General features: G+C 70.2%; 25 protein-coding genes, 1 tRNA gene and 1 pseudogene. 11 read left to right on the top strand and 16 right to left on the bottom strand.

Going from position 1 to position 26,993, the window contains the following annotated elements; genetic code table 11:
* The first annotated feature begins 70 nt into the window (after nucleotides 1–70).
* Entirely contained in the window at nucleotides 71–1,450 is a 1,380-nt protein-coding gene (locus ACZ7CF_RS31665; protein WP_470371298.1) for a GMC family oxidoreductase, read from the top strand.
* Between the two features lie 141 nt (nucleotides 1,451–1,591).
* On the opposite strand, the gene ACZ7CF_RS31660 is transcribed toward ACZ7CF_RS31665, so the two are convergent.
* From ACZ7CF_RS31660 to ACZ7CF_RS31615, 10 genes are all read right to left on the bottom strand, one after another.
* Nucleotides 1,592–2,302 carry a DsbA family oxidoreductase gene (locus ACZ7CF_RS31660; RefSeq protein WP_360400723.1) on the bottom strand — a complete coding sequence of 237 codons (711 nt, stop codon included), beginning with the start codon at nucleotides 2,300–2,302 and terminating at the stop codon, nucleotides 1,592–1,594.
* Nucleotides 2,292–3,704, bottom strand: coding sequence for a purine-cytosine permease family protein (locus tag ACZ7CF_RS31655; RefSeq protein ID WP_360400726.1), 1,413 nt, complete (start codon nucleotides 3,702–3,704; stop codon nucleotides 2,292–2,294). Before ACZ7CF_RS31655 ends, ACZ7CF_RS31660 begins: the two co-directional genes overlap by 11 nt.
* Nucleotides 3,701–4,009: a Rieske (2Fe-2S) protein gene (locus ACZ7CF_RS31650; protein WP_360400729.1), complete on the bottom strand. Its 309-nt coding sequence runs from the start codon at nucleotides 4,007–4,009 to the stop codon at nucleotides 3,701–3,703. The genes ACZ7CF_RS31655 and ACZ7CF_RS31650 overlap by 4 nt, the downstream gene beginning before the upstream one ends.
* Nucleotides 4,006–4,821, bottom strand: coding sequence for an iron-containing redox enzyme family protein (locus ACZ7CF_RS31645; RefSeq protein ID WP_360400732.1), 816 nt, complete (start codon nucleotides 4,819–4,821; stop codon nucleotides 4,006–4,008). The genes ACZ7CF_RS31650 and ACZ7CF_RS31645 overlap by 4 nt, the downstream gene beginning before the upstream one ends.
* The gene (locus ACZ7CF_RS31640) at nucleotides 4,818–5,606 is read right to left on the bottom strand and encodes a dihydrodipicolinate synthase family protein (protein ID WP_360400735.1); all 789 of its coding nucleotides are present in this window, start codon (nucleotides 5,604–5,606) and stop codon (nucleotides 4,818–4,820) included. Before ACZ7CF_RS31640 ends, ACZ7CF_RS31645 begins: the two co-directional genes overlap by 4 nt.
* A 6-nt stretch (nucleotides 5,607–5,612) precedes the next feature.
* Entirely contained in the window at nucleotides 5,613–6,119 is a 507-nt protein-coding gene (locus ACZ7CF_RS31635; RefSeq protein ID WP_360400738.1) for a DUF6190 family protein, read from the bottom strand.
* Nucleotides 6,109–7,260 carry an aminotransferase class I/II-fold pyridoxal phosphate-dependent enzyme gene (locus ACZ7CF_RS31630; protein WP_360400741.1) on the bottom strand — a complete coding sequence of 384 codons (1,152 nt, stop codon included), beginning with the start codon at nucleotides 7,258–7,260 and terminating at the stop codon, nucleotides 6,109–6,111. Before ACZ7CF_RS31630 ends, ACZ7CF_RS31635 begins: the two co-directional genes overlap by 11 nt.
* Nucleotides 7,261–7,553: 293 nt before the next feature.
* Entirely contained in the window at nucleotides 7,554–8,249 is a 696-nt protein-coding gene (locus ACZ7CF_RS31625; RefSeq protein WP_360400744.1) for a DsbA family oxidoreductase, read from the bottom strand.
* Nucleotides 8,246–9,064 (bottom strand): MBL fold metallo-hydrolase, encoded by an 819-nt coding sequence (locus ACZ7CF_RS31620; RefSeq protein WP_360400747.1) that lies wholly within the window; start codon nucleotides 9,062–9,064, stop codon nucleotides 8,246–8,248. Before ACZ7CF_RS31620 ends, ACZ7CF_RS31625 begins: the two co-directional genes overlap by 4 nt.
* A 25-nt stretch (nucleotides 9,065–9,089) precedes the next feature.
* The gene (locus ACZ7CF_RS31615; RefSeq protein ID WP_360400750.1) at nucleotides 9,090–10,094 is read right to left on the bottom strand and encodes a DMT family transporter; all 1,005 of its coding nucleotides are present in this window, start codon (nucleotides 10,092–10,094) and stop codon (nucleotides 9,090–9,092) included.
* A 110-nt stretch (nucleotides 10,095–10,204) separates the two neighbouring features.
* On the opposite strand from ACZ7CF_RS31615, the gene ACZ7CF_RS31610 reads away from it, so the two are divergent.
* From ACZ7CF_RS31610 to ACZ7CF_RS31585, 6 genes are all read left to right on the top strand, one after another.
* Nucleotides 10,205–10,819 carry a TetR/AcrR family transcriptional regulator gene (locus ACZ7CF_RS31610; RefSeq protein ID WP_360400753.1) on the top strand — a complete coding sequence of 205 codons (615 nt, stop codon included), beginning with the start codon at nucleotides 10,205–10,207 and terminating at the stop codon, nucleotides 10,817–10,819.
* 216 nt (nucleotides 10,820–11,035) lie between these two features.
* Nucleotides 11,036–11,557, top strand: coding sequence for a YlcI/YnfO family protein (locus ACZ7CF_RS31605; RefSeq protein WP_458434059.1), 522 nt, complete (start codon nucleotides 11,036–11,038; stop codon nucleotides 11,555–11,557).
* A 72-nt stretch (nucleotides 11,558–11,629) separates the two neighbouring features.
* Nucleotides 11,630–12,472, top strand: coding sequence for a DUF4097 family beta strand repeat-containing protein (locus ACZ7CF_RS31600; RefSeq protein WP_470371297.1), 843 nt, complete (start codon nucleotides 11,630–11,632; stop codon nucleotides 12,470–12,472).
* Nucleotides 12,473–12,484: 12 nt separating this feature from the next.
* On the top strand, nucleotides 12,485–13,420 hold the full coding sequence (locus ACZ7CF_RS31595) for an ATP-binding cassette domain-containing protein (protein WP_470371296.1): 936 nt from the start codon (nucleotides 12,485–12,487) through the stop codon (nucleotides 13,418–13,420).
* On the top strand, nucleotides 13,417–14,199 hold the full coding sequence (locus ACZ7CF_RS31590) for an ABC transporter permease (RefSeq protein ID WP_360400770.1): 783 nt from the start codon (nucleotides 13,417–13,419) through the stop codon (nucleotides 14,197–14,199). The genes ACZ7CF_RS31595 and ACZ7CF_RS31590 overlap by 4 nt, the downstream gene beginning before the upstream one ends.
* Before the next feature lie 15 nt (nucleotides 14,200–14,214).
* Nucleotides 14,215–15,414 (top strand): cytochrome P450, encoded by a 1,200-nt coding sequence (locus ACZ7CF_RS31585; RefSeq protein WP_470371295.1) that lies wholly within the window; start codon nucleotides 14,215–14,217, stop codon nucleotides 15,412–15,414.
* 3 nt (nucleotides 15,415–15,417) lie between these two features.
* Here the strand turns inward: ACZ7CF_RS31585 and ACZ7CF_RS31580 are convergent, their stop codons facing one another.
* Nucleotides 15,418–16,119: an SDR family NAD(P)-dependent oxidoreductase gene (locus ACZ7CF_RS31580; RefSeq protein WP_360400776.1), complete on the bottom strand. Its 702-nt coding sequence runs from the start codon at nucleotides 16,117–16,119 to the stop codon at nucleotides 15,418–15,420.
* A gap of 43 nt (nucleotides 16,120–16,162) precedes the next feature.
* The gene (locus tag ACZ7CF_RS31575) at nucleotides 16,163–17,149 is read right to left on the bottom strand and encodes a fatty acid desaturase family protein (RefSeq protein WP_470371294.1); all 987 of its coding nucleotides are present in this window, start codon (nucleotides 17,147–17,149) and stop codon (nucleotides 16,163–16,165) included.
* 353 nt (nucleotides 17,150–17,502) lie between these two features.
* On the opposite strand from ACZ7CF_RS31575, the gene dnaE reads away from it, so the two are divergent.
* From dnaE to ACZ7CF_RS31560, 3 genes are all read left to right on the top strand, one after another.
* Complete coding sequence (dnaE, locus tag ACZ7CF_RS31570) at nucleotides 17,503–21,063, top strand: DNA polymerase III subunit alpha (protein WP_458434056.1); 3,561 nt, start codon at nucleotides 17,503–17,505, stop codon at nucleotides 21,061–21,063.
* A 133-nt stretch (nucleotides 21,064–21,196) separates the two neighbouring features.
* On the top strand, nucleotides 21,197–23,191 hold the full coding sequence (locus ACZ7CF_RS31565; protein WP_470371293.1) for a tetratricopeptide repeat protein: 1,995 nt from the start codon (nucleotides 21,197–21,199) through the stop codon (nucleotides 23,189–23,191).
* Nucleotides 23,188–24,507, top strand: coding sequence for a hypothetical protein (locus tag ACZ7CF_RS31560; RefSeq protein ID WP_470371292.1), 1,320 nt, complete (start codon nucleotides 23,188–23,190; stop codon nucleotides 24,505–24,507). Before ACZ7CF_RS31565 ends, ACZ7CF_RS31560 begins: the two co-directional genes overlap by 4 nt.
* Here ACZ7CF_RS31560 and ACZ7CF_RS31555 read toward each other — a convergent pair.
* The 4 genes from ACZ7CF_RS31555 to ACZ7CF_RS31540 form a co-directional block, all read right to left on the bottom strand.
* A tRNA-Lys gene (locus ACZ7CF_RS31555) sits at nucleotides 24,473–24,546 on the bottom strand. The genes ACZ7CF_RS31560 and ACZ7CF_RS31555 overlap by 35 nt on opposite strands.
* Before the next feature lie 66 nt (nucleotides 24,547–24,612).
* Nucleotides 24,613–25,230 carry a lysoplasmalogenase gene (locus ACZ7CF_RS31550; RefSeq protein ID WP_470371291.1) on the bottom strand — a complete coding sequence of 206 codons (618 nt, stop codon included), beginning with the start codon at nucleotides 25,228–25,230 and terminating at the stop codon, nucleotides 24,613–24,615.
* Between the two features lie 29 nt (nucleotides 25,231–25,259).
* The gene (locus ACZ7CF_RS31545; protein ID WP_458434050.1) at nucleotides 25,260–25,982 is read right to left on the bottom strand and encodes an anti-sigma factor; all 723 of its coding nucleotides are present in this window, start codon (nucleotides 25,980–25,982) and stop codon (nucleotides 25,260–25,262) included.
* On the bottom strand, nucleotides 25,979–26,581 hold the full coding sequence (locus tag ACZ7CF_RS31540; protein WP_360400796.1) for a sigma-70 family RNA polymerase sigma factor: 603 nt from the start codon (nucleotides 26,579–26,581) through the stop codon (nucleotides 25,979–25,981). Before ACZ7CF_RS31540 ends, ACZ7CF_RS31545 begins: the two co-directional genes overlap by 4 nt.
* Nucleotides 26,582–26,802: 221 nt before the next feature.
* On the opposite strand from ACZ7CF_RS31540, the pseudogene ACZ7CF_RS31535 reads away from it, so the two are divergent.
* Nucleotides 26,803–26,993, top strand: a pseudogene (locus ACZ7CF_RS31535) (fasciclin domain-containing protein); the annotation flags it as partial.

Below are 26,993 nucleotides of genomic sequence, written 5' to 3'. Positions count from 1 at the left end.
AGGGAGCACCGATGCCAGCCACGCTGTTGGCCCTGTTCGCCATGCCCGTTTCCGGTCGAGGAGCGCGGCGATGAGCGACTACGACTTCGTCGTCGTCGGCGGTGGCACGGCGGGCTGCGTGCTGGCCGCGCGCCTGTCGGAGAACCCGGCGCACACGGTCCTGCTGCTCGAAGCCGGCCACCACGACACCCCGGACACGCCCACGGCTCACGTCCGCGCGCACCGCTCCAGCTACGACGCGTGGGAGGCGGCCGGGGCCACCGGCTGGAACTTCCAGACCCTGCTGCCGCACCTCAAACGCGTCGAGCACGCCGCGGGCATGGACCCGCGGTGGCGCGGCCGTGGCGGCCCGGTGGTCGTGTCACCGGCGCCGATGGCCGAGCCCGGCTCGTTCTACGACGCCTGCTACCGCGCGGCGGAAGAGGTCGGTGCGCCGTTCACCGCCGACGGCAACGGCCGGGTCGCGGAGGGCGTGGCGCGCACCGAGGTCAACCTCGTCGGCTTCACCCCGCAGAGCCCGTTCGCCGCCTACCTGAAACCGCTGCGCCGCCCCAACCTCACCGTCCTCACCGGTGTCCGCGCCCGGCAGCTGCTCTTCGCCGGACGGCGCTGCACCGGCGTCGAGCACGTGGTCGACGGCCGCCCGCGCATCGCGTTCGCCTCGCGCGAGGTCCTGCTCGCCGCCGGTGCGGTCGGGTCGGCGCAGTTGCTGCTGCTGTCCGGTGTCGGACCGGCGAACCGGTTGCGGGAGCTGGGGATCGACGTCGTGCGCGACCTGCCCGGCGTCGGGGAGAACCTCCAGGACCACCCCTTCGGCCACGTCACGTTCACGTCGCGCGTCTCCGCCGACGACGGGCGGGTGCCCGACACACCGCAGGTGCTGCTGCGCAGCGACCCCGTCGCGGACCCGGACCTGCGGCTGGTGTTCACGCACTTCGCGTTGCCGCACGGCAAGCCGGACAACGGCTTCTCCGTCATGTTCTCGTTGCAGCGCCCGCACAGCCGGGGTTCGGTGCGGCTCGCGACCGCCGATCCGCACGAGGTGCCGCTGGTCGACCCCGGCCACTACCGCGACCCGCGCGACCTCGACCTCATGGTGACGGGGCTGCGGCGGGCCAGGGAGGTGGGCGAGGCGGCCGCGTTGTCCCGGTGGCGGATCGGCGAGCACCTGCCCGGTGCGGGCGTCACGTCCGACGAGGAGCTGCGGGCGTACGTGCGGCGGGTGACCGGGACGTTCCTGCACTTCGCCGGGACGTGCGCGATCGGCGCGGTCGTCGACCCGCAGCTGCGCGTGTACGGGACCGGCGGGCTGCGGGTCGTGGACGCCTCCGTCATGCCGACGGTCGTCGCCGCACCCCCGAGCGCGTCCGTGCTGGCGGTCGCCGAGCGGGCGGCGGTGCTCGTGGCGCGGCGGTGGGAGGACGAACGAGCGGTGCGCGCGACCGGCTGAGGCCGGTCGCTTCGGTGTGGCCGGGCGTGGGCACAGCCAGGCCGTGCCCGGCCACACCTCGGCACCGGCGCCGTTGTCGGGACGGCACCGGTGGTGATCCGCTCCCGGTCGCGGCGGCGGCGCCGGCGCGACCGGGGCGTGTCAGGCGGCCGTCGACAACCCGGCGGCGCGGTCGAGCAGATCGGTGTAGACCGACGGGTCGTCGGCGTCGATCACCGGGAACCCGGTGCCGAACCCGCCGTTGACCCAGCGGGTGCGGATGCCGGGGTTCGCGAGGTTCGTCCCGTCGTGCAGGAACACGTGCGGGCTGCAGTTCACCCGCCCGTCCTTCGCGGCCTCGTACTGGCTCATGACGTCCGCACGGGCACGGCCGTCGTCGAGCGCGCGAGCCAGTTCGCCGACGTCCACGACACCGGTCGACCCGGCGATGTCGAGGATCTCGTGGCGCAGGGAGATGCAGCGGCCCTCCGCCCAGAACGCCCGGCGCAGCGCCAGGTCGAGCTGTTCGGAGGCGTGCCAGCCCTGGGCCTTCGCGGCCTGCACCGCCTCCAGCGGCGGCAGCATCGTGACCGGGTACGTCCAGTCCGGTCCCTGCCACAGCCGCCAGCCCGCGTCCGGTTCCAGCGCGCCGATCACGGACACCTCGGAGTCGACGCCGGGGCGTTCGTTGACCGTGCGGTTGAACAGCTCCAGCGGGAAGGCCCGGTGGTCGAACCAGATCCGGCCCTCCAGCCCCAGCCTGCGCCGTGCCTCGTGCAACCGGTACACGGCCAGGTGGGCGAAGGAGCAGTTGAGGTCGGTGAAGACCGTGATCGTGTCGTGGCTCGACGGGAGCCGCGGGTCAGTCGGCATGCGCGAGAACCCTTTCCGGGAACAGGCGGCACAGCACGTCGTACAGGACCGCGGCGACCACGAACGGGACCACCGCGCTCAGGTCGATCCCGCCCGCCAGCCCCGCGAGCGGGCCGGTGTAGAGGGTGTTGCCGACGAACAGCAGTCCCAGCAGGACGGACGGCACGAACGCGCACACCGCGCGGAGGTTGAACCCGCCGGTGTACCAGTAGCGGCCCTGGCCGGCGGAGGTGAACGCGAGCAGGTCCGCGGCCGAGTAGCGGCCACCGTGCTGCCGGTAGCCCACCAGCATGATCGCGGCCCACGGCGCCACGAACACCAGCAGCACCAGCACGAACGCCGAGATCGAGTCGATCGCGTCGTACACCACCGCGCCCACGTACAGCGCGCTGACGCCGACCACCGACACCAGGACCGTCGCCACCGGCCGGGACAGCCGCCAGAAGATCGACTGCGCCGACAGGCCCGCCGCGTAGATGCACAGGCCACCCTGCGGCAGGGTGCCCGCGAGCCCGTAGGCCACCACGACGACCGCGAACCACGCCGGCACCACACCGGCCACACCGATGATCCACGGCTTACCGGGATCGGTCAGCAGCGTGGTGACGAACGCGCCCACGCCCAGCGCCACCGCGTTGCTCAGGTACATCGCGGAACCGTTCCACCACACGGCGGTCCGGTCGCTCACCGACCTCGGCAGGTAGCGGCTGTAGTCGCCCTGGAAGGTCGAGTACGAGATCGGCACCGTCGCGCTGAACGTGACCGCGAGCAGCCACGTCCTGGTGAAGTCGCCGAGCGCGTACGCACCGCCGGCGTACCCGGGGTCGAACTCCGGCAGCAGCACCACGACGAGCCCCAGCAGCACCGCGGCACCGATGATCGTCATCACCCGGTAGGTGGCCAGCAGCACCGCGTGGCCGTACACCGCGACGAGCACCACGACCACCGCCACGACCGGTGCGACCACGGCGAGCGCCGCACCGTCCGCGGGCGTGCCGAGCAGGCGTTGCCCGGCGAACAGGATCGCGGTCGCGCCGGTCCACACGGCGATCGAGAAGAACCCGATCGCCGCGCAGACCGTGATGACGTTGCCGATGACCCGCCCGCGCACGCCGAAGTGGGCGCCGCTCGACACCGGGTCGTTGGCGCCGGTGGCCTTGCCGAACCGCACCAGCGGCGCGACCACGACCGTGCCGATCAGCAGCCCGATCAGCAACGAGCTGATGCTCGCCCACCAGCCGAGCCCGAACGCCACCGGCACCGAGCCGAGCACGACGGTGCCCAGCGAGAACTGCGCGGAGTTCCAGATCCAGAAGAACTCCCCCGGCGACGACGTCCGCTCCTCGTCCGGGACGACGTCCACGCCGCGGGTCTCCACCACGACCTTCTGCGGAGTGCTCATCGGGCCTCCTCCGCCGCTGCCAGCAGTGCGCGGGCGGTGTCCGGGTCGGGCACCTCGGCGCCCTCCGCCAGCGGTGCCACCACGAGCTCGCGGCACGGTGGCCCGGTGACCTGCCTGCCGGTGGTGAGGTCGAACGACGAGAGGTGCAGCGGGCAGGTGATGCGCAGCGTGCGGCCGTTGACGTAGCCGTAGCGCAGCCGGCCGCGGCGGTGCGGGCAGGCGGACTCGGTGAGGATCCGCCTGCCCGCGACCTCCACCAGGATCAGGTCCTCCGCGAGCTGGCGCACCACGGGTTCGGCGCTCATGCCGCCCTCGCCCTGTCGATCGCGGCCTCGGTCGCCTCGGCCACGACCGCGCTGGTCAGCGTCACGCCGGTCCACACCTTCGCGAGGTCGACCGGCCGCTCGTCGGCCAGCGCCTTGATCGACGCCTGCATCTGCCTGCTGTGGTAGGCGTCGATGTAGAGGTGCTCGTCGTAGTACCTGCGGTTGACGACCCCCAGCCGGTCGCACGCCTGCGCGTAGCACCGGAACGCGTACAGCACGCTCGACTCGAAGTAGGTGTAGGCGCCGAGGAAGTACTCCGGCGCGGGCGCCCGTTCGGCGAGCCAGTGGAACAGGTTGACGTAGGCGAAGCTCTCGTCGCCGACCCGCTCCACGTACCAGTCGAGGTCGGTCGGCATGCCGAGCTCGGCCACCAGCTTGCCGTACAGCGCCGAGTGCTCCTGCTCGTCGTTGCCGCAGCCGAACTCGTCGATCAGCACGCGCAGCACGGCCATCCGCGCCTTGTTCGGCAGCCGCGGCAGGATTCCCAGGTGCGACTGGGACTCCACCAGCCCGTCGACGGCGAACTCCCGCACCACCACGCGGAACTGGTCCAGCGTGGCCTCCTCGGCGAGGAACCGCTCGTGCTCGGACGGACCGGCGGCCTCCTCCTCCTTGAGGAACGCCTCGATCGCCTCCAGCAGCTCACGGCGGTGGCCGAACGACGGCGCCGCCGCCTCCAGCTCCGCGGCCTTGGGCACGACCCAGCGGCTCTCGATGTCGAGCAGGTCGGCGTAGGCGCCGAGGTCGAGGACCGAGCGGTTGTGCACGTAGAGCTGCCGCTGGTCGCTCATGTGCCCACCACCCGGTCTGTCTTGATGATCCCGCGCTCGCGCAGGGCCGTCTTGACGTGGCGGTACCAGTCGTCCTCGAACACGCCGTACTTCTCGCACAGCGCGTTGATCTCGTCCTGCCGCTCCTGCGTGGGCTCGGCGAGCATCTCCGTGCACACCTTCGGCTCCAGGTTGGCGAGCGGGCCGATGAACCCCGCGACGCCCCGCGCCTCCAGCAGCAGGTTCTCCCAGCCCTCGAACACCGGCAGGCCGGGGCACTCGGCGACCAGCGCGCGGGTCAGCTCCGCGGAGCCGCTGGACTCCTTGACGCCGACGACGTTCGGCAGCTGCGTGCAGACGCGCCGCAGCGTCGCGGGCTCGATGCTGTTGCCGGACACGGCTTTCTCGTTGTAGAGGAAGAGTCCGACGTCGAGCGCCTCGGAGACCTCCCGGTAGTGCTGGAAGATCTCGTCCTGGCTGATGTCCGCGCGGAACGGCGTGGTGACCACCACCGCCGACACGCCGAGCCGTTCGGCCAGCCGCGACCGCTCGACCACCGACTCGGTGTCGGGCAGCTGAACGCCGGCCAGCACCGGCAACCCACCGGAGTGCTCGACGGTCGCGCTCACCATGTCGGTCCACTGCCGGGTGTCGAGCAGCCAGCCCTCGCCGGAGCTCAGCGTGGGCATCAGCCCGTTCACGTTGCCCCGCACCGACTCCACGAGCCGCGCGACGCTGTCGGTGTCCACCTGCCCGCTGTCGTCGAGCGGGGTCACCAGCGGCACGATCGTTCCGGAGTAAGCCATCGTCGTTCACACCCTCTCCGGAGCAACCCGCAACGCCAGCGACTCTTCGTAGAGCCGTTCCAGCGGTTGCGGGAAGTCCACCGTGGACTCTTCTGCGGTGTTCCACACCGACACCACCGCGGCGGGCAGGTCGGTGCGGGCGGTGAGCCGGCTGCTGGCCGTGTGCACGGTGGCACCGAGCCTGGTCGCCATGGCGAGCAGCAGCCGTTCGTGCCAGGGCAGGTCGGGCGGCCAGGCCCGGTCGAGGGCGAACTTGAGGTCCGTCTCCTCGTAGCCGATGCGGTCGATCCGCATGTCCGTGTGGAGGACGTCCATGAACGGGTAGTACGCGTCCTGCTCCGCTCTGGGGTGGCTCCACACCAGGTTGTCGCAAAACCCCACGTGTTCGAGGCTCATCGAGACCCGGTCCGCCATCCGCTGCGCGAAGAAGCTCTTGCAGCGGAGGCGGATCGTGTCGTCGGTGCTGTGCATGCCCATGAACAGCGAGGCGTCGATCATCGCCTCAGCGCTCATCGGACAGCAGCACCTCCCGCATCTTGCGCGCGGCGCCGGCGAAGTGCTCCGGCTGGCGGGCGAGCGCGATGCGGACGAACCGCTCGCCGCGGGCCGGCTCGTTCCAGTAGAAGAACGTGCCGGGCAGCACGTAGACCTCGTGCTCCAGCATGGAGGCCTGCAGCTCGGTGGCCGTCAGGTTCTCGTCCGCGATGCGGAACCACGCGACGCTGGTGTCCACGACCGGCTGGACGTACTCGAGGATCGTGCCCTCGAGCGCCTCGCGGATGGTGGCCCGGTTCTCGCTGATGACGTCGCGCACCGACGCGAAGTCGTCGGCGATGGAGTCCTCGACGTACTGGGTGAGGACGTTCAGCACGAACGGCGAGACGTTGAGCAGCACCGCCGTGTGGATGTTGTAGACCTCTTCGCGGATGTTCTCGCTGACCGTGATCATCGCGCACTTGGCGTCCTGCACCGGCCAGGTCTTGCCGGTGTCCTCGATCGCCATGTACGTGACGCCCGAGTCCTCCAGCAGCTGGTAGACGTCGAAGCGGTCCATGCCCTGGTCGCACAGCGCGAACGAGGCGAAGCAGAAGTCGATGACGAGCAGCTTGTCGTGGTCGACGCAGAAGCGGACGACCTCCTCGAAACCGCTGCGGCCGTCCTTGAGCAGCGTGAACCCGGTGGGGTTGTTGGGGTCGACCAGGTAGATCGCGTCGGTCTCGACGACCTTCAGGTTCTCGTAGATCGAGCCGACGTCGTGCAGCGCGGTCTCGGCCAGCGGCCGGGTGTCCACCCGCATGCACTTCAGCAGATCGACCAAGTTGTCGAAGCACGGTTCGACCAAAGAGACGGACATGTTGCGCTGCTTCATGTACATCGCCGCGACCATCGTGGAGACGCTGGCCGAGTAGGACAGCCAGGTCTTTCCCATTGCCAGCGCGGTCGGCTGCTTGTGCAGCCGGAAGAAAGCATCGATGAACTTCTGCTCGAAGTGGGCCTGCTGGTCGCGCTCAGCCTCGTACCACAGGTCAGGAAGTCGAGAAACGATCTTGTCCTGACTCGGCGACTGGTACTGGTGGGTGTGCGCGTCAGCGAGGTTGAACTTTGTTCGAAGAGCGAGCAGTTCGTGCTGTGTGAGATCGACGAAATCTTCCACAGCATTGTTGTTACTCACAGTAATTCCCCCGAGGAATTGTTGTGGGTGGTTTCGCGAACTCCCCAGCCGCGATGGGTGCAAAGCTATCCGAACGCTTCGAGAATTTGTGTAACGGAAAGGTAACGCCAATGTTTCTGCAAAGTTGCCTATGGGATTCCTGAGCTGCTTTTTCGGGAACGCCGAAATGGCGCTGCCCCTGAAGGGGCGCGCCATGCCGGTTTCTGGTGTTCTGCTTGTTATTTAGCGGAGGATGGTTAAGTTTTTTCTGTGTCCGTTTTGACTGGGTTCCGCGGTCAGGCCGCCGAACGCTTCAGGATTTCCTCGTAGACGTCGCTGTCGTCGGCCTCCACGACGGGCCAGCCGACGCCGTAACCGCCCTCCCAGCGCACCTGGATGCCGGGGTTGGCGTGGTCGCTGCCGTCGGGCAGGAACAGGTGCGGGCTGCAGTTCACGACGTCCGTGGCCGCGATGGCAGCCTGGTCGCTCAGCGTGCGGCGGGCCCGGCCGTCGTCGAGTGCCTCGACGAGCTCGGCCACGTCGACCGCACCGGTGTCCTGGGCGCAGTCGACGATCACCTTGCGGTTGCTGATGTTGCGCGACTCGGCCCAGAAAGCCTTGCGCAGCCTCAGGTCGAGCTGCTCGGAGGCGTGCAGGCCCTGCAGCTTGGCCGCCTGCACCGCCTCCAGCGCCGGGAGGACGGTCGACGGGTACAGCCAGTCCTGCACCTGCCACAGCTGCCAGCCGGCGGCGGGCTCCTGCGCCGCCATCCGCCCGACCTCGCTGTCCGTGCCCGAGCGCGGGCTGGAGGCGTTGTTCAGCAGCTCCAGCGGGAACGCGCGCAGGTCGAACCGGACGCGGTCCTGCAGGCCGAGCCGTTCGCGGGTGGCGTGCAGGCGGTGGATGCCGATGTGGGCGAAGGAGCACCAGATGTCGGAGAACACGACGATGGTGCCCTGCTCCGGCGTGAGGTCTGCCTTGGTGACGGTCACTGCGCACTCCTCTGGTCTGCTTCGTACTGGGCGAGCACCGACTCGACCTCGACGTCCTCGTCGGGCAGCCACGGGTCCATCGCGGGCACGCCGCGGACGGTCTCGATGAGCCGCTCGACGCGGTCGGTCGCGGTCGGGCCGTGCGAGCTGAGGACCCGGCGCGGCCGCAGCCGGGCGAGGTCGTCGAGGTTGCGGTCCCACTTGGCCTGGTCGACCAGGGCGGTCCACGGGGCGTTGGCGCGCGTGAAGAGCGCCATGCCCTCCAGGTACTCGCTCTCCTTGGCGTCCGTGGCGTCGTCGACCAGGTCCGGGATGATCGTGCCGAAGCTGTCCGCGCTGAAGAACGCTTCCTCCTGGTGCTCGTACACGGCGAGCGTGGAGGGGGAGTCGTAGGACGGCGGGCGCAGCAGCGTGATCTTGCGGTCGCCCAGGTCGAGCGTCCGGCCGGGGTTGACGAGGCGCACCCGGTTCGGCGGCACGTCCCACTCCTCGCCGAGGCGGGCGACGGCGAGGCCGTTGGTGATCAGCATGGCGTTCGGTGCCGCCATGAGGACTTCCTTGAGGTTCCCCGCGTGGTCGCGGTCGTCGTGGGTGAGCACGATCCACCGCAGGTCCACCGGATCGACCAAAGACCACAGCGACTCCAGGAAGTCGCTGCGGTCGATGCCCATGCCGGTGTCGACGAGGACGGGTTCCCGTGCGCGGACCAGGTGCGCGTTGACGGGCAGCAGGCCCGCGCCGGGAATCGGTAAGTACGACGGGAGGGTGAAGATCTCGGGAGCTGCGCGGTAGGGCTTGCGCATGTTCGGCGGCACGGGTGGTCCCCCCAAGTGCGTGGTGTCAGGTGAGTTGGACGAGTGCGGAACCGACGACCAGCAGCGCGAGGCCGGTGACGCGGACCGCGGTGAAGGGCCGGCGCGGCATCTGGAACAGACCGCGGCTGTCGATCAGCGCGGAGGCCAGCTGCTGGCCGGTGACGGTGAGCGCGACCGTGGTGGCGGCGCCGATCTCCGGGATGAGCATGAACGTCGCGGTGACGTAGGCGGCGGCGCACGCGCCACCGAGCCAGCCCCACCACGGCATCGTCTTGAGCGGCGCCAGCTTCGGCGCGGGAGTGCGGTTGAGCGCGCGCATGACGAGCAGCACGATGGCGATGGCGAGCGTGGCCACCACGAAGCTGATCATCGCGACGGTGATCGGCGCCTTGAGGTCGGCGCGCAGCTTGGCGTTCACCGCGCCCTGGATCGGCAGCACGGCACCGGCGACGATGCCGAGCACGATCCAGCCGGCCTGCTTCACGCTCGTGCCGGACGCGGACTTCGTCGCGACGGCGGTGCCACCGCCCGCGGGCGTGGCCGGTGCGGGCGCGGCGCTGGCGGGTGCGGCTGCCTTCTGCGCCTTGAGCTGACCGCGGATGATCACGGTGATGCCGGCCAGGACGGCGAGGGCGCCCACCGCGATGCCGATCGTGAGCGGCTGCCTCGGCACGCCGAACAGCCCGAACAGGTCCAGCGCGAGCGAGGCGAACATCTGGCCGGTGACGAAGAGGCCGACGGCCGCCAGCGCGCCCAGGCGCGGGAACAGCAGGATGCCGCTGGTGATGTAGAGCGGGCTTGCGAGGCCACCGAGCAGGTGCCACGGCTCGACGTCGGGCACGAGGGAGACCGCGCCGATCGTGCCGACCGCGACCGCGAGGATCGCGAGCAGTGCGGTGGCCACGCTGAGCTGCAGCGTCGAGGCGCCGTACGGCGTGCCGACCGCCTTGTTCAGCTGAAGGTTCACCGACGCCTGCACGGCGAGCAGACATCCGACCAGCAGCGCCGCCGCCAAGAGTGCGAAGTACACGGGACTACCCCCGACCTGAATAAGTGGACAGCGTGTCCATATGACCGCGTCAGCCTAAGGGGCAAGTGGACGCGCTGTCCACTTCCTTGCGGTGCGCGTAGGATTCGGCCATGGCCATCAGGGGCGGACAGGGTGAGGCCCTGCTCGCGGTGACGACCGGGCAGCCGGAGGTCAAGGAGCGCGTCGACGCCGCGCGCAACCGTGCGCGCGTGCTCGCGGCCGCGGAACAGGTGTTCGCGGCCAAGGACGCGCGTCAGGTCACGATGGAGGACATCGCCCGCGCCGCCGGTGTCGGCAGGGCGACGCTGTACCGCCGGTACCCGGACCCGGCGTCGATCGCCGCGGCACTGCTGGACGAGCACGAACGGCAACTGCAGGAGCAGTTGCTGCGCGGCGAGCCGCCGCTCGGTCCCGGCGCGACGCCGTCGGACCGGCTGGCGGCGTTCTACGGCGCGATGACCTCGTTGCTGGACCGGCACCTGCACCTCGTGCTGGGCGCGGAGGTCGGGTCCGCCCGGTTCGGCACGGGCGCCTACGGGTTCTGGCGGGTGCACGTGCGGTCGCTGCTGGTCGAGGCCGGCGTCACGGAGCCGAACGGGCTGATCGAGGTGCTGCTGGCCCCGCTGGCGCCGGAGGTCTACCAGGAGCAGCGCCGCCGCGGCGTGAGCAGGGAGCAGATCGCGGAGGGGCTCACGTGGATGAGCCACCGCCTGCTGATGCCCTGAGCCACGCTGAGCCAGCCTGAGCCGCCGGGTGCCACCCGGCTCGGTCGTGCTGCGGTCCGAAGGCCACTTCCGAGTCGCTGTGGCACCGCGTGAGCCATCCTGCTTCACTGCTGTGAGCTGCGACTATCCTTCCTGAGGCCGGATTTTGAGCCACGGTGATGCCAAATTGAGCCAAAGGTGCTTGTGGGTGGTGCCACCGTGTGCCATAGTGGTGCCATGGATCTGACCCCGTATGTGGCTTCCCTCGGCCGCGAGCTCCTCACCGCCGCCGAGATGGGCAGCGGCGAGGACAGCGCGCTGGTCGAGCGGTTGACCGTGTCGATGGAGTCGGCGATCCGGCTGGCGCTGCTCGAAGCGCTCTCCGCCGCCGCCGACGAGATCACCGCGGATCTGGCACCGGACTCGGTGCAGGTGCTGCTGCGGGGCCGTGACCCCCGGTTCGTCGTGACCCGCCGCGCACCGGAGCCGCAGCCGGCCGAGGTCGCGCCGGAGCCCGCCCCGGCACCGGCCGAGGACGCCTCCGGTTACGAGGACGGCGCCACCGTGCGCATCAACGTCCGCCTGCCCGAACAGCTCAAGGCCGCGATCGACGAGGCAGCCGCCAAGGAGGGCCGCTCGGTCAACGCGTGGCTGGTCCGCGCCGCGACGGCCCAGCTGGCTCCCAAGCGCGACACCGGCACCGACTCCTGGCTGGGCGGCGTCGCCCAGTCGCAGCGGTTCACCGGCTGGGTCCGCTAGCTCCCTGCCGCTCTTCACCTCACGTCTCTGACCTGCGGAGACGGTTTTCCGACACCTTCTGAGGGGACAGCCATGCCTTCTTACGACACGCCAGAACCGATTTCGGTGCTGCTCGACATCTACGCGGGCCACGTCGAGGTCAGGGCGAGCGACCGCACGACGACCTCGGTCGAGATCCGGCCGTCCGACCCGCGCGACACCTCCGACGTCGAGGCCGCGCAGAAGACCCGCGTCGACTTCGCCGACGGCACGCTGACCATCCGCGGCCAGAAGCGCACGTTCGACTTCTCCAAGAAGACCAGGAGCGTCGACGTGGTCATCGAGCTGCCGACCGGTTCGAAGGCCGACCTCGACGTGACCGCGGGCGGCATCCGCACCAGCGGCGTGCTCGGGGAGACCGGCGCCGACATGTCCGCGGGCCACGTCCACGTCGACCGCACCGGCAAGCTGAAGGTCGACACCGGTGCCGGTCAGGTCACCGTCGGCGCCGTGAACGGCGACGCCGACGTGAAGTCCGGCAGCGGCAGCATCCGCGTCGGTGCCGTCACCGGCTCGCTGACGGTGAAGAACTCCAACGGCAACACCGAGATCGGCGCGGTCGGCGGCGAGCTGCGGGCCCGCGCCGCCAACGGCGACATCACCGCCGAGCGGGTCGGCGCGCTGCTGGACGCCAAGACCGCCATGGGGTCCGTCACCGTCGGCGAGGTCGTCCGCGACACCGCCACGCTCAGCACCGCGATGGGCAGCATCGAGCTCGGCATCGCCAGGGGCACCGCCGCGTGGCTCGACGTCAAGACCGGGTTCGGCCGCGTCACCAACACCCTCGACGGCAGCGACGGCCCCGGCGACTCCACCCAGACCGTCAAGGTCCACGCCAGCACGTCGTTCGGCGACATCACGATCCGCCGGGCCTGAGGAGCAACCCCGATGAACGCGATCAAGGCAACCGGCCTGCGCCGCTCGTACGGCGACACCGAGGTGCTCAAGGGCGTCGACCTGACCGTGCCGCGCGGCACCGTCTTCTCGTTGCTCGGCGCGAACGGCGCGGGCAAGACCACCACGGTCAAGATCCTCTCCACGTTGATCCGCGCCGATGGCGGCAGTGCTTCCGTTGCGGGACATGACGTTGCCGCCGACCCGGACGCTGTGCGCGCCGCCATTGGCGTCACCGGCCAGTTCTCCGCCGTAGACAACCTGATGACGGGCAGGGAGAACCTGAAGCTGATGGCCGACCTGCACCACCTCGGCAAGACCGAGGGCAGGCGCAGGGCCGACCGGCTGCTGGAGCAGTTCGACCTCGTCGACGCGGCGGACCGGTCGGCGTCGACCTACTCCGGCGGCATGCGGCGCCGGCTCGACCTCGCGATGACGCTCGTGGGCTCACCGCAGGTGATCTTCCTGGACGAGCCGACCACCGGGCTCGACCCCCGCAGCCGCCGCGCCATGTGGCAGGTCGTGCGGGAGCTGGTCGCCTCCGGCGTCACGATCTTCCTGACCACCCAGTACCTGGAGGAGGCCGACGAGCTCGCCGACCGGATCGCGGTGCTCGACAACGGCCGGGTCGTCGCCGAGGGCACCGCCGACGAGCTCAAGCGGCGCATCCCCGGTGGTCACGTCCTGCTGCAGTTCACCGACCCGCGCCACCTGGAGTCCGCCCTGCGGGTCGTCCGCACCGCCACCCGCGACGGCGACGCGCTCGCGGTGCGCGTGCCGAACGACGGCAGCGTGAGCTCGCTCAAGGCGCTGCTCGACCGGCTCGACCACAACGCCGTCCCGGTCGGCTCGCTGAGCACGCACACCCCCGACCTCGACGACGTCTTCCTCGCCCTCACCGGCAATCCCGAAAAGGTGACCCAGCCATGAGCTACGTGCTGACCGACTCGGCGACGATGGTCCGCCGCAACCTGCGGCGGATGGTCCGCTACCCGTCGATGACGTTCCAGCTGCTGCTGATGCCGGTCGTCTTCCTGCTGCTGTTCGTCTACGTCTTCGGCGGCACGCTCGGCGCCGGCCTCGGCGGGCCGTCCGGTGGCCGCGCCGAGTACCTGAGCTACGTCACCCCGACGATCGTCCTGATGGCGATCACCGCGGCGGTGCAGGGCACGTCGATCTCCATCGCGATGGACATGACCGAGGGCATCGTCGACCGGTTCCGCACCATGCGGATCGCACGGGTGTCCGTCCTCACCGGACACGTCGTCGGCAGCCTCGTGCAGACCGTGCTCGCCATGGCGTTCGTCTTCGGCGTCGCCGTGGCCATCGGGTTCCGGCCGCAGGCGGGCCCGGTCGAGTGGCTGGCCGTCATCGGCCTGCTGGTGGGCATGTCGTTCGCGCTCATCTGGCTCTCCGCCGCGCTGGGCCTCGCCAGCAGGTCCGTCGAGTCGTCGAGCAACATCGGCCTGCCGCTGATCCTGCTGCCGTTCTTCGGCAACGGGTTCGTGCCCACCGACTCGATGCCGGCGGTGCTGCGCTGGTTCGCCGAGTACCAGCCGTTCACCCCGTTCATCGACGCGCTGCGCGGCCTGCTCACGGGCACGCCGATCGGCCACAGCGGCTGGATCGCGCTGGGCTGGTGCGTCGTCATCGGGTTCGGCGGCTACCTGTGGTCCAAGAAGCTGTTCAACCGCGAGTCCACCCGCTGAGAAGGAGACCGAACCATGTTGCAAGGCTTGCCGATGGACCGCGACGCCGGCCCGTTCGTCCCGCCCAGCGCCATCACCGCCGTGCGGTCGGAGCGCCCGGTCAGTCCGATGCTCTTCCCCGACGGCCACGAGGGGTGGCTGGTCACCGGCTACGAGGCCGTCCGGCAGGCGCTGGCGGACAGCCGGTTCAGCTCCCGGCAGGACCTCGGGGTCCTGCACGTGCCGTACCCGACGCCGGGCTGGCCGGAGCAGACCGAGCCGTCCCCGCAGGAGCCCGGCCTGTTCCTGAGCATGGACCCGCCGGACCACACCCGGCTGCGGCGCAAGCTCACCGGCGCGTTCACCGTCCGGCGGATGAAGGCGCTCGAAGAGGGCATCATCGCGATCACCGAACGGCAGCTCGACGCGCTGGCGGAGCTCACCCCGCCGGTCGACCTGGTCGCCGAGTTCGCGCTTCCGGTGCCGTCGCTGGTGATCTGCGAGCTGCTCGGCGTCCCGTACGCCGACCGGGAGACCTTCCAGGTGAACTCCTCCAGGATGATGGAGCGGGACATCACCCTGGAGGACAAGATGGCCGCCTACACGGCCATCGCCACCTACCTGGCCGGCCTCGTCACCGCCAAGCGCGCCGACCCCGCCGACGACCTGCTGTCCGACCTCGCCCGCGACGAGGACCTGAGCGTCCCGGAACTGGTCGGCATGTCGTTCCTGCTGCTGCTCGCCGGGCACGAGACGACGGCGAACATGCTGGCGCTGGGCACGTTCGCGCTGCTGGAGCACCCCGACCAGCTCGCGGCGCTGCGGGCGGACCCCGAGCTGGTCCCCGGCGCCGTCGAGGAGCTGCTGCGCTACCTCGCGGTCGCCGACGTGTTCTTCCGCTACGCAGCGGAGGACGTCGAGTTCTTCGGCGAGACGATCCCGCGGGGGTCGACGGTCGTCCTGTCACTGCTGGCGGGCAACCACGACCCCGCGAGGTTCACCGGCGCCGACGAGCTGGACGTGCACCGCAACGCACGCGGCCACCTGGCGTTCGGGCACGGCATCCACCAGTGCCTCGGCCAGCAGCTGGCCCGCATCGAGATGCGCGCCGGCTTCGAGGGGTTGCTGCGCCGGTTCCCGACGCTGCGGCTGGCCGTGCCCGCTGACGAGGTGAGGCTCAGGACCGACATGAACATCTACGGCGTGCACGCCCTGCCGGTCACCTGGGGGCAGTAGCGGTCAGGCGGTGAACCCGCCGTCGGCGTTGACGGAGGCTCCGGTGACGTACGCACCGGCGTCCCCCGCGAGCGCCACCACCACCTCGGCGATCTCCGCAGCCTGCCCGTAGCGCCCCAGCGCGGTCAGCCCGCGGATCGTCTCCGCCATCGGCCCGTCCGCCGGGTTCATGTCCGTGTCGGTCGGACCGGGGTTCACGATGTTCGCGGTGATGCCCCGCGGTCCCAGTTCGCGGGCCAGGCCCTTCGTCATCCCGATGAGCGCCGTCTTGCTCGCCGAGTACAACGCGAAACCGGGGAACGGCGCGTACACCGCGACGTTGCTGCCGATGCTGATGATCCGGCCGCCGTCGCGCATGTGCCGTGCCGCCGCCCGTGCCGCGAGGTAGGGCGCACGGACGTTCACGGCCATGGTGTGGTCGAACTCGGCACGGCCGATCTCGTCCAGCGGCCCCACCTGGAACGTGCCCGCGTTGTTCACCAGCACGTCGAGCCGGCCGAACTCCGCCGCGGCCGAGTCGACCGCCGCGACCACCGCGTCCGGGTCGGCGCTGTCCGCCCTGATCGCGAACCCGTTGTCCGGCTTGGTGTTCTGGTACGTCACCGCCACCCGCGCACCCAGCGCGGCGAGCCTGGCGGCGACTGCGGCCCCGATCCCGCGGCTGCCACCGGTGACCAGTGCTGCTTTGCCTTCAAGTGATCCCATGGGGCAAAGCCTGGTCGAACGGCAGCCGCGGGTCTGGCGGGAATCAGACCGCGGGTTTGACCCGCAGCGGTGCGGCCGCCTCGTGCAGGTGCTCCAGCACGTACCCGTACGAGCGGAACAGCCCGCACTGGGCGTAGGAGATGCCGTGCTGCTCGCAGAACTCCCGCACGATCACCTGGGCGTGCCGCAGCGCCGGACGGGGCATGCTGGGGAACAGGTGGTGCTCGATCTGGTAGTTCAGCCCGCCGAGCAGGAGGTCGACGAACCAGCCGCCGGTGATGTTGCGGGAGGTCAGCACCTGCTTGCGCAGGAAGTCGAGCGAGTGCCCGGCCGAGAGCACCGGCATGCCCTTGTGGTTGGGGGCGAACGAACATCCCATGTAGAGCCCCCACACCCCCTGGTGCACCAGCACGAACGCGATGGCGTACACGGGGGACAGCACCCAGAAGACGACGCCGAGGTACACGACTACGTTCGCGATCATCACGTACCGCTCCCGGCCGGAGTACCTGATCGAGTGCCAGTGCAGCGCAAAGCCTTCGAGCAGCAGCAGCGGGAAGAACAGGAAGGCCTGGCGGGCGGCGATCCAGCGCAGCGGCCCGCGCTTGGCCGCGCTCTGCCGCTGGGTGAACGCCAGCACCGAGATGTCGACGTCCGGGTCCTCGTCCTCGTGGTTGGGGTTGGCGTGGTGGCGGCTGTGCTTGCCCACCCACCAGTCGTAGCTGACCCCCACCAGTCCACTGTGGAAGTAGCCGGTGGCCTCGTTCCAGCGCCGGGACGCGAAGATCTGCTTGTGGCCGGCGTCGTGGCCGATGAACGCCAGCTGCGTGGTCATGACCGCCAGCGCGACCGCCACCGCGAGCTGCCACCAGCTGTCGCCCAGCACCGCGAACACCACCCACAGCGAGGCGTACACCAGCAGGTTCGCGCCGATGCGGACGTAGTAAGAGCCGCGCCGTCGCCGCAGCAGGCCGGCCTGCTTGATCAACGCGGACAGCTGGGCGAAGTCGCTCGCCTGCCGAAGCACCATTCGTGCAGTTTGACGTGCTTCGGCGGCAAGTCAACGCACAACCGGTGACGGATGCGCAAAGGCCGCCCGCACCGCGCACCGGCGAGTTCGAGCTCGCCCACCACGGCTGGATGTCACCCGGTGTGATGACGTGCGCACGTCTGAGCAGCCACTGCGGCGTCCCGCCCGCCGACCCGCGGGCCAGCCTCCGCGAGCTCACCGCACGGCGCGTCGCGCGACCCGTCCGGGTAGGTTCGGGAGCATCATCGACGCTGTGCGGTCGGGCGGCCGCGGCGGACCGGGCTTGGCTAGTGTGTGCGTCTGGTCCGTGCCGGGTCCGGCACAGTCGACCACGATGCTGGGAGGTCTCCGCCTTGTCTGGGCAGTCGTTCGTCCACCTGCACGTGCACACCGAGTACTCGATGCTCGACGGTGCGGCCAAGGTGGCCCCGCTGTTCGAGGAAGCCGAGCGGCTGGGCATGTCCGCGGTGGGCATGAGCGACCACGGCAACATGTACGGGGCCGACGAGTTCTACCAGACGGCGACGAAGACCGGCATCAAGCCGATCATCGGCATCGAGGCCTACCTCGCACCGCACAACCGGCTGCACAACAAGCCCGTGTTCTGGGGCGACCCGTCCCAGCGCGGTGACGACATCTCCGGTGCGGGCGCCTACACCCACATGACGATGTGGGCGAAGAACGCCACCGGCCTGCGCAACCTGTTCCGGCTGCACACCGAGGCCAGCAAGACCGGCTACTACTACAAGCCGCGCATGGACCGCGGCCTGGTCGCCGAGCACTCCGAGGGCATCATCGCCACGACCGGGTGCCCGTCCGGCGAGGTGCAGACCCGGCTGCGGCTCGGCCAGGTCGAGGAGGCCTACAAGGCCGCAGGCGACTACCAGGACATCTTCGGCAAGGAGAACTTCTTCCTGGAGTTGATGGACCACGGTCTCAGCATCGAGACGCGGGTCCGCGAGGACCTGCTCGCGATCAGCAAGAAGCTCGGCATCCCGCCGCTGGCGACGAACGACAGCCACTACGTCACCAAGGAGCAGGCGGACACGCACTCCGCGTTGCTCTGCGTGCAGTCCGGCAAGATGCTGACCGACCCGAACCGGTTCAAGTTCGACGGTGACGGTTACTACCTGAAGTCGGCCGCCGAGATGCGCGAGGTCTTCAAGGACCTGCCGGAGGCGTGCGACAACACGCTGCTCGTGGCCGAGATGATCGAGTCGTACGAGGACGTGTGGACCCCGCGCGACCGCATCCCGAACTTCGAGGTCCCCGAGGGCGAGGACCAGGCGTCCTGGTTCCGCAAGGAGATCCAGCGCGGCCTGGAGTGGCGGTTCAAGGGGCAGCCGGTCCCCGAGGAGTACATCAAGCGCTGCGACTACGAGGCCCAGGTCATCATCGACAAGGGCTTCCCGGCGTACTTCCTCATCGTCGCCGACCTGATCAGCTACGCCCGCAGCGTCGGCATCCGGGTGGGTCCCGGCCGTGGCTCCGCCGCGGGTGCCGCCGTGTCGTGGGCGATGGGCATCACGAACATCGACCCGATCCCGCACGGTCTGCTGTTCGAGCGGTTCCTGAACCCCGAGCGCACCGCCATGCCCGACATCGACATCGACTTCGACGACCGCCGGCGCGGCGAGATGATCCGCTACGCGAGCGAGAAGTACGGCGCGGACAAGGTGGCGCAGGTCATCACGTTCGGCACCATCAAAACCAAAGCCGCGCTGAAGGACTCGGCGCGCGTGCACCACGGCCAGCCGGGCTTCGCGATCGCCGACAAGATCTCCAAGGCGCTGCCGCCGCCGATCATGGCGAAGGACATCCCGCTCAAGGGCATCGTCGACAAGAGCCACCCGCGCTACGGCGAGGCGGCCGAGGTGCGGTCGCTGCTCGAGACCGACGTGCAGGTGAAGGAGATCTTCGACACCGCGCTCGGCCTCGAGGGCCTGATCCGCAACGCCGGTGTGCACGCGTGCGCGGTCATCATGTCGAAGGACCCGCTCACCGAGTCCATCCCGCTCTGGTACCGCCCCGACGGCTCGTTCATCACCGGCTGGGACTACCCGTCGTGCGAGAACATCGGCCTGCTCAAGATGGACTTCCTCGGTCTGCGCAACCTCACCGTGATGGGTGACGCGATCGACAACATCAAGGCCAACCGCGGTGAGGCCGCCGTCCCGGACTTCGACAACCTGTCGCTGGACGACCCGGAGACCTACGCGCTGCTCGGCCGCGGTGACACGCTCGGCGTGTTCCAGCTCGACGGTGGCCCCATGCGCGACCTGCTGCGGCGCATGCAGCCGACGACGTTCGAGGACATCGTCGCCGTCGGCGCGCTGTACCGGCCCGGCCCGATGGGCGTGAACGCGCACAACGACTACGCCGACCGCAAGAACGGCCGCCAGGACGTCAAGCCGATCCACCCGCAGCTCGAGGAACCGCTCAAGGAGATCCTCGGCGAGACGCACGGCCTGATCGTCTACCAAGAGCAGATCATGTTCATCGCCCAGGAGGTCGCCGGCTACTCCATGGGCCGCGCGGACGTGCTCCGCAAGGCGATGGGCAAGAAGAAGGCCGAGGTCCTCGCGAAGGAGTTCGAGGGCTTCCAGGCGGGTATGCGGGCCGACCCGCGCGGCTTCTCCGACGAGGCCATCCAGGCGCTCTGGGACACGATCCTCCCGTTCGCCGGCTACGCGTTCAACAAGTCGCACGCCGCCGCGTACGGCCTGATCTCCTACTGGACCGCCTACCTGAAGGCGAACTTCCAGGCCGAGTACATGGCCGCCCTGCTCACCTCGGTCGGCGACAACAAGGACAAGTCGGCGGTCTACCTCGCCGAGTGCCGCCGCCTGGGCATCAAGGTCCTCCCGCCGGACGTCAACGAGTCGGCGCTGCGGTTCAGCGCGGTCGGCACCGACATCCGCTTCGGCCTCGGCGCGATCCGCAACGTCGGCGCGAACGTCGTCGAGTCGATCATCAAGACCCGTGCCGAGAAGGGCGCCTACACGTCGTTCACGGACTTCATGGACAAGTCCGAGCTCGTGGTCTGCAACAAGCGCGTGATCGAGTCGCTGACGAAGGCCGGCGCGTTCGACTCGTTCGGCCACCCCCGCCTGGGCATCTTCCAGGTCCACGAGGACGCGGTCGACGGCGTGGTGCCGATCAAGCGCAAGGAGGCGGAGGGCCAGTTCGACCTCTTCGGCTCCGACAGCGCCGACGAGCCGGACGACAGCACCTCACCGCTCGCGCACCTCAAGATCGGCGCGGACGAGTACCCGCGCAAGCAGATGCTCAGCTACGAGAAGGAGATGCTGGGCCTCTACGTCTCCTCGCACCCGCTCGACGGCGCCGAGCGCATCCTGCGCAAGCACGCCCCGCGGCCCATCGCCGTGATCCTGGACGACCCGCCCAAGGACGGCGAGCTGATCGTCTCCGGCATGATCTCCTCGATCGAGCGCCGGGTGAACAAGAACGGCCAGCCCTGGGCCATCACCGTGATCGAGGACCTGGACGCCTCGATCGAGGTGCTGTTCTTCCCGAAGTCCTACGAGGTGCTGAAGGACGACCTGGAGCTCGACTCCGCCGTCTGCGTCAAGGGCCGCGTCAACTGGCGCGAGGACAAGATGGCGATCTTCGGCGACGGCGTCATCCCGCTCGACATCAGCGACGCCGAGCTGAACCCCGACGCCGACCCGCCGATCGTGCTGGGCCTGCAGGCGAAGAACCTCACGCCGGAGATCGTCGAGGAGCTGAAGCTGACCCTCAAGTCGCACGAGGGCCACGTCGCCGTGCACCTGGAGGTCCAGCGCCGCGACAAGACGAAGGAGCTGCTGGTCGTGGACAACTACCGCGTCCAGCCGACCCCGTCGTTCTTCGGCGACCTCAAGACGATCCGCGGTGTGACCGTCCAGAGGTGAATTCGGTTCGACGAGGACTGCTTTCCGCGTCAGCACCGCAAATGGCCTGAGCGATAACTCAGCCGTATCAGCGGAACCGGTCCGCAGGAGTGACGCACGGGATTTCTGCGCATTGCTGTGGATGATGGGAAATGTGGACCACGGGTCGAGCGCGGTCAGCAACCAGGCGGTGGGGACACGGGGGCCGGTGGTCCAGGCCGGCACCGTGCACGGGGGCGTCCACGTGCACCCGGACACCGCGCAGCGCCGCCACGTCCCCCGCCAGCTGCCCGCTACCAGCAGGTACTTCGTCGGCAGGTCGGACGCGCTCGCGGCGCTGACGGCGCTGGCGGAGACCCCGGCCGGGCGGGGGAACCGGGTCTGCGTGGTCGAGGGAGCACCCGGAGTCGGCAAGACGTGCCTGGTCACGCGGTGGGCGAGGGACGTCGCCGAGCGGTTGTTCCCCGACGGGCAGATCTACCTCGACCTGCACGGGTTCACGCCCGGACAGCCCGCCGTCAGCCGGGACCGGGCCACACTGGCGTTGTTGTCCGCGCTGCGGGTGCCTCCCGGCGAGGTGCCGCCGGACAGCGACGAGCGAATGGCTCTTTTCCGCGATCTGGTGCACGACCGCTCTTTGTTGCTGGTGCTCGACAACGCGCGGGACAGCGGTCAGGTGCAACCGCTGTTGCCCGGTGACGGGTGTTTCGTGGTCGTCACCACGCGCCGCAGCCCCGCCGCGCTGCACGCGTTGTACGGCGCGGAGGTCCTGCGGTTGGGAACGCTGACGCGCGCCGAGTCGCTGGAGCTGTTCGAGAACCACCTCGGCGCCGAGCGGGCCGGTGACCCCGCGGTCGCGCTGCTCGCTGAGGAGTGCGCCGACCTGCCGCTCGCCGTGTCGATCGCGGCGGCCTCCGCGGTGCAGCACCCCGGGATGGACCTGGAGCGCTTCGCGGGGGAGCTGCGGGAGCACGGTCTGCGGCTGGACATCCCCGCCGCCGACCTGGGTGCCGTCATCTCCAGCTCGTACGACCTGCTGTCGGACGGGGCCGCCCGCACGGTGCGGTTGACGAGCCTGTGGCCCGGTGACTCCTTCAGCGTCGAGGGCGCGGCGGCGGTGAGCGGGCTGACCGTGCGGGAGGCCGGCGGCCACCTGCGCGAGCTCACGTCGCACAACCTGCTGCTCGCCGACGCCGGCCGGTACCGCTTCCACGACCTGCTCCGGGTGTTCGCGCGGGAACGGTGCGCGGCCGTCGACCCGGACGAGGTGCGCCGCGCGGCGATCACCGGCTTCCTCGACCACGCCCTGCACACCGCCCTCCGCGCCGACCGCGTGCTGAACTCGCACCGGCGGCCGATCGACGCGCCCGCCCCGCCCGAGGGGATGGTCCTCCCCGCGGTGGAGGGCTGCACCGAGGCGGTCGACTGGTTCGCGGCCGAGATCACGGCCCTGCTCGCCGCCGCCCGCATCGCGTTCGACCAGGGGGCGTTCGCCCACGCGTGGATGATCCCGTGGGCGCTCACCGACTTCCTGCACCTGCACGGCCGGTGGCAGGACTGGGCCGACTGCCACACCACCGCGCTCCAGGCCGCGCGGGTGCTGGCCGACGTGGCCGCCGAGAACCGCGTCCTGCAGTCGCTGGCCAGGGCGTACGCCGAGATCGGTGAACCGGCGAAGTCGGCGGAGTGCTACTCGGCCGCGCTGGAGAACTACCGCCGCTGCGGCGACACCCACGGCGAGGCCAACTGCCTCAACGGCAGGGCCGGGAGCCACCTGTACGCGGGCAGGCCGGAGGAGGCGTGCGACGACGCCACCGCCGCGCTGCGGATCTACACCGCCCGCGCCGACCTGGCGGGACAGGCGAGCACGGTCAACCTCCTCGGCCGTGTCCGCACCGCGCAGGGGTCGCTGGACAGCGGGGTCGTGCTGCACGCCAAGGCGGTGCGGCTCTTCCGGCGGCTCGGCGACCGCTACGGCCAGGCGCAGGCGCTCGACGCGATGGGCGTCGCGCTGTCCTCGGCGGGACGGCACCGGTTCGCGTTCGTCTGCCACCGGCGGGCCGTCGAGCTCAACGAGGAGCTGGGAAGCACTGTCCACCTGGCCCGCTCGCGGGAACGGGCCGCACTGGCGCTGGAGGCTTCGCGGTGAACATGCTGTTCCTGTCCGCTGAGGCGTCGGACGGCGAGCTCGTCTCCGCCCTGAACCTGGTGGTCATGGTCCTGCTGCCGGTGGTGGCCGCCGCGGCGCTGTACTGGTCCGGTTCCCGCGAGGAGGTCGGTTCGCAACGGGACCTGCGCCGACGGCTGGGACACGTCGCCACGGGGGTCGCCCTCGCCGGCGCCTGGCTGTCGGGCGTGGTGTTCGACGTGGTCGTGGCGCTCGACGACGTCCCGGTCCGCAGCACCGTCCTGCTCACGATCCTGGGCGGTGGCGTGCTGGCCGTGCCGCTCCTGGTCCTGACGACCAGGCCGAGCCGCACCAGGGAGGTGGGGAGCAGGAGCCACTGGATGCCGTTCCTCTCGATCGGCAAGGCGCTCACCCTGGCCGTCCCGGTGGGACTCGCCGTCATCCACCTGACCGGTGGGGCGCACGTCTTCGTCGTGCCGTTCATCGTCCTGGCGAGCCTCTTCCTCGACGCGGCGCTGCGCAAGGACAAGGCAGAGGCGGAGAGGGACGTGGTCCTCCAGGCCGGCGCGGTGGTCTACATCCGCGGGTTCCGCCGCGAGCTCGACCTGTTCGCCCACACCTCCGCTGACCACGGGATGAACACCGGTCTCGGCATCACGTACAAGCCCAACCGGTTCCGCCGCGGCAGGGCGTCGTTCGCCGAGTTCCTGGAGCCCACCGCCAGTGAGCTGCTGGGACGCTGGCAGCACATGGGGAACCTGCACGACCGCCTGCCCCTGCCCGGGGGAACGGCGGCCTACACGGCCGAAGGAGTGGCGCGAGCACTTCGCGTGGCTGGTGGAGCACTCCCGCTGCGTCATCACGTTCCCGCACCCGTACCGGCAGCTGAGCTACGAGCTGGCGGTCATCAGGAAGGCGGGCGCGTACACGCGGCTCTTCCTGCTCACCCCGCCGGAGTCCCCTTCTCGCCGGAGCGCCCTGCACGCGCGCCGCTGAGCTGCCTTCGCCGCCGCGGCTGCCCAGCCCCACAAAGACTTCGGCCTCGGCGGCTGCACCCTCGAAGACAACCCCGGGCCGGGCGCGGTCGTCGCGTTCGACGACGACTGCAAGGCCGTCGTGCTGTGCAGGAACGCGAAGACCCCGGCCGACTACGTCCAGGTCGTCCGAGCCCGCCTGGAAGCGACCAGGAACGTCGGGAACCAGCAGTAGCCGTGAGCCGAGGTCGAGCCGGTGGTGGTCTGCGACGAACCCCGCACAAAAGGAGAAGCAGGTCGAGACGAATCTCGACCTGCTTCTCCGGTGTACGCCGCCAGGGACTCGAACCCCGGACCCGCTGATTAAGAGTCAGCTGCTCTAACCAACTGAGCTAGCGGCGCTTGTTTGTGTGCCGGTGTCCTGCTCGTTCCGACGAGAAGAACGTTAGCACACGCCTGGGAACCGTTTTACGAGGGCTCCCCCCGACCCTGCGCGAAGCCGGTGTGCAGCAGCCACTGCGCGGCCGTGTAGGTCGGCATCACCCCGGCCGACGCGATGCGGGCGGCACGTCCTTTGAGGACGAACCGACTCGCGCCGAGCAGCGCGTCCGAGGTCATGAACAGGGTTGCGCCGCCGAGGACGCGGCGGGCGCCGGTGCCGCGGGCGGTGGACGCGGCGGCCACCATCGTGCCCAGGGTGAGGGCGTAGAGGGCGACCGGGCGTCCCAGCGGGCCGGCCGCGCGGCCGAAGAGCGCTGCGGCGGCTGCGGAAGCGGCGACGATCGGCACGACGGCGCCGCGGGTGCCGGGGCGGGAGCGGCGGGCCAGTGCCGCCGTGTACCCGAGGTGGGCGGCCAGGAACGAGAACAGGCCGGTGCGGAACGCGCGGTCGGAGTCGCCGAGCAGGGCCACGTCGCCCGCCCACGAGCCGGCGAGGCCCACGGCCATGCCGGGGTCGCGGGGTGGGCTGGCGACCGCCAAAGCGGGCATCAGCGCGGTTTTCGTCACCTTGCGCACGGAGGTGGTGCGGCGCGCGGCCGCGATCGAGTCCACGACCGCGGCCAGCGCGTAGGCCTGTTTCTTCACGTGCGCAGCCTAAAGCGGCCGCGGCACCGTCACGCGACGGTGATCTCCATCACCTTCTCGCCGGTGGGGGTGGGCGAACCTCCTTGTGGCTCAACGGTGACGGCCACCCGTTCGGCGCCGGTGACGCCGCCGGTCAGCAGTGGTGCCGAGCCCGAGGGGAGCACGCCAGCCGAGTGCGGGCCGTCGGAGTTGATCACCCACAGCTGGTAGACGCGGTCGGTCGGCGGGGCGGGCATCGAGCGGCTGAGGAACAGCAGTTCGTTGCGGCTGGGGGAGATCACGGCGGTGGCGGTCGACCCGGCCGGTCCGTTCGCGGTCACCAGCCTGGCGTCCGGTGTGGACAGCAGGTCGGAGAACCGGCCGTACTCGCTCGCCAGCTGGGTCAGCTGGTCCTGCGACGAGTCGGAACCCGTGACCTGCACGGTCAGCACGACGGCCGCGACCAGGCAGGCGGCGGCGAGAAGGCCGCCGGCGGGACGCCAGCTGCGGGAACGGGCGGCGCGCGGGGTGTGCGGGGGCAGCTGGCGGGTCTCGCTCGCCGCCGCCAGCACGCGGGCGCGCAGGTGCGGTGGGGGCGTGAACTCGACGGCGACGCCCAGGCGGGTCGCGGTGGCCGCCAGCTCGGCGACCTCCACGGCGCAACCGGCGCAGTGGGCCAGGTGGGTCTCGAACGCGGCACGTTCGAGGTCGGACAGGGCGTTCACGGCGTAGGCGCCGGTGAGCGTGTGCAGATCGGGGGACGTGGTCCTCATCCGGTCACCCCCATGCAGTCGCGGAGCCGGATCAGGCCGTCGCGCATCCTCGTCTTGACCGTGCCGAGCGGCAGGCCCAGCAGGCTCGCCACCTCGGGGTAGGAGTAGCCCTGGTAGTAGGCGAGCACGACGGACTCGCGCTGCAGCTCGGTGAGGAAGCTCAGGCAGCGGCGCACCTGGCGTTGCTCGAACCGGCCGGAGACCTGCTCGCTCACCTCGTCGAACGGCCGCGCGGGGTCGAGCCGCGCCACGTGCTCCTCGCGGTTGCTCGCCGCCTGCGCGGACCGGACCCGGTCCACGGCACGGCGGTGCGTCAGGGTCATGATCCAGGTCGTGGCACTGCCCCTCTCGGGGTCGAACCTCGTCGCCGTCCGCCACACCTCGAGCATCACCTCCTGGAACACCTCCTCCGACTGCGCCTGGTCCCGCACCACCCGCCTGATCAGGCCGAACACCGAACCGGACGCCACGTCGTAGAGCCGTTCGAACGCGGCCTCGTCACCACGCGCGACCAGGGCCAGCAGCTCGTCGGCTGACGGTTCGGCCGGATGGCCGGTGGCCGGTGGCAGGCCGTGCAGCGGCCGCTCGAGCTTCGGCATCCTGCGTCCTCTCCTGGAGCGTTGTCCTCTGGTGTTCGCAGCAGGAGCGCGAATGGATCGGTCGGTGTCCGACTGACTGGTTGAAGCGCAGGTCACCGCCCTCGACGCCGACTGTGGGCGACGGCTTCGGGTAACGGATCGATAACCGCACCCATCCGCTCACCGGGGGGTCGCGAATCACCGGCAGCAACCGCTCGACCACTCCCTGGAGATGTCCTGTCATGAACAAGACCGTCCGCACCACCGTCCTGGCCGTCGGCGCCGCCTCGCTCGCCCTCTTCGGCGCGGCCTGCGGCTCGGGTGACACGGCCGGCAGCAGCTCCACCACCGCGACCACGTCGGCGACCTCGATGGCACCGCCGTCCTCGTCGGCGATGGCCGACCCCGCCTCGAACCTCGTCGGCCCCGGCTG

The sequence above is a fragment of the Lentzea sp. NPDC036955 genome (assembly GCF_055608005.1).
Note: the sequence above shows the minus strand (reverse complement) of the source record. Positions and strands in the feature narration are given on the sequence as shown.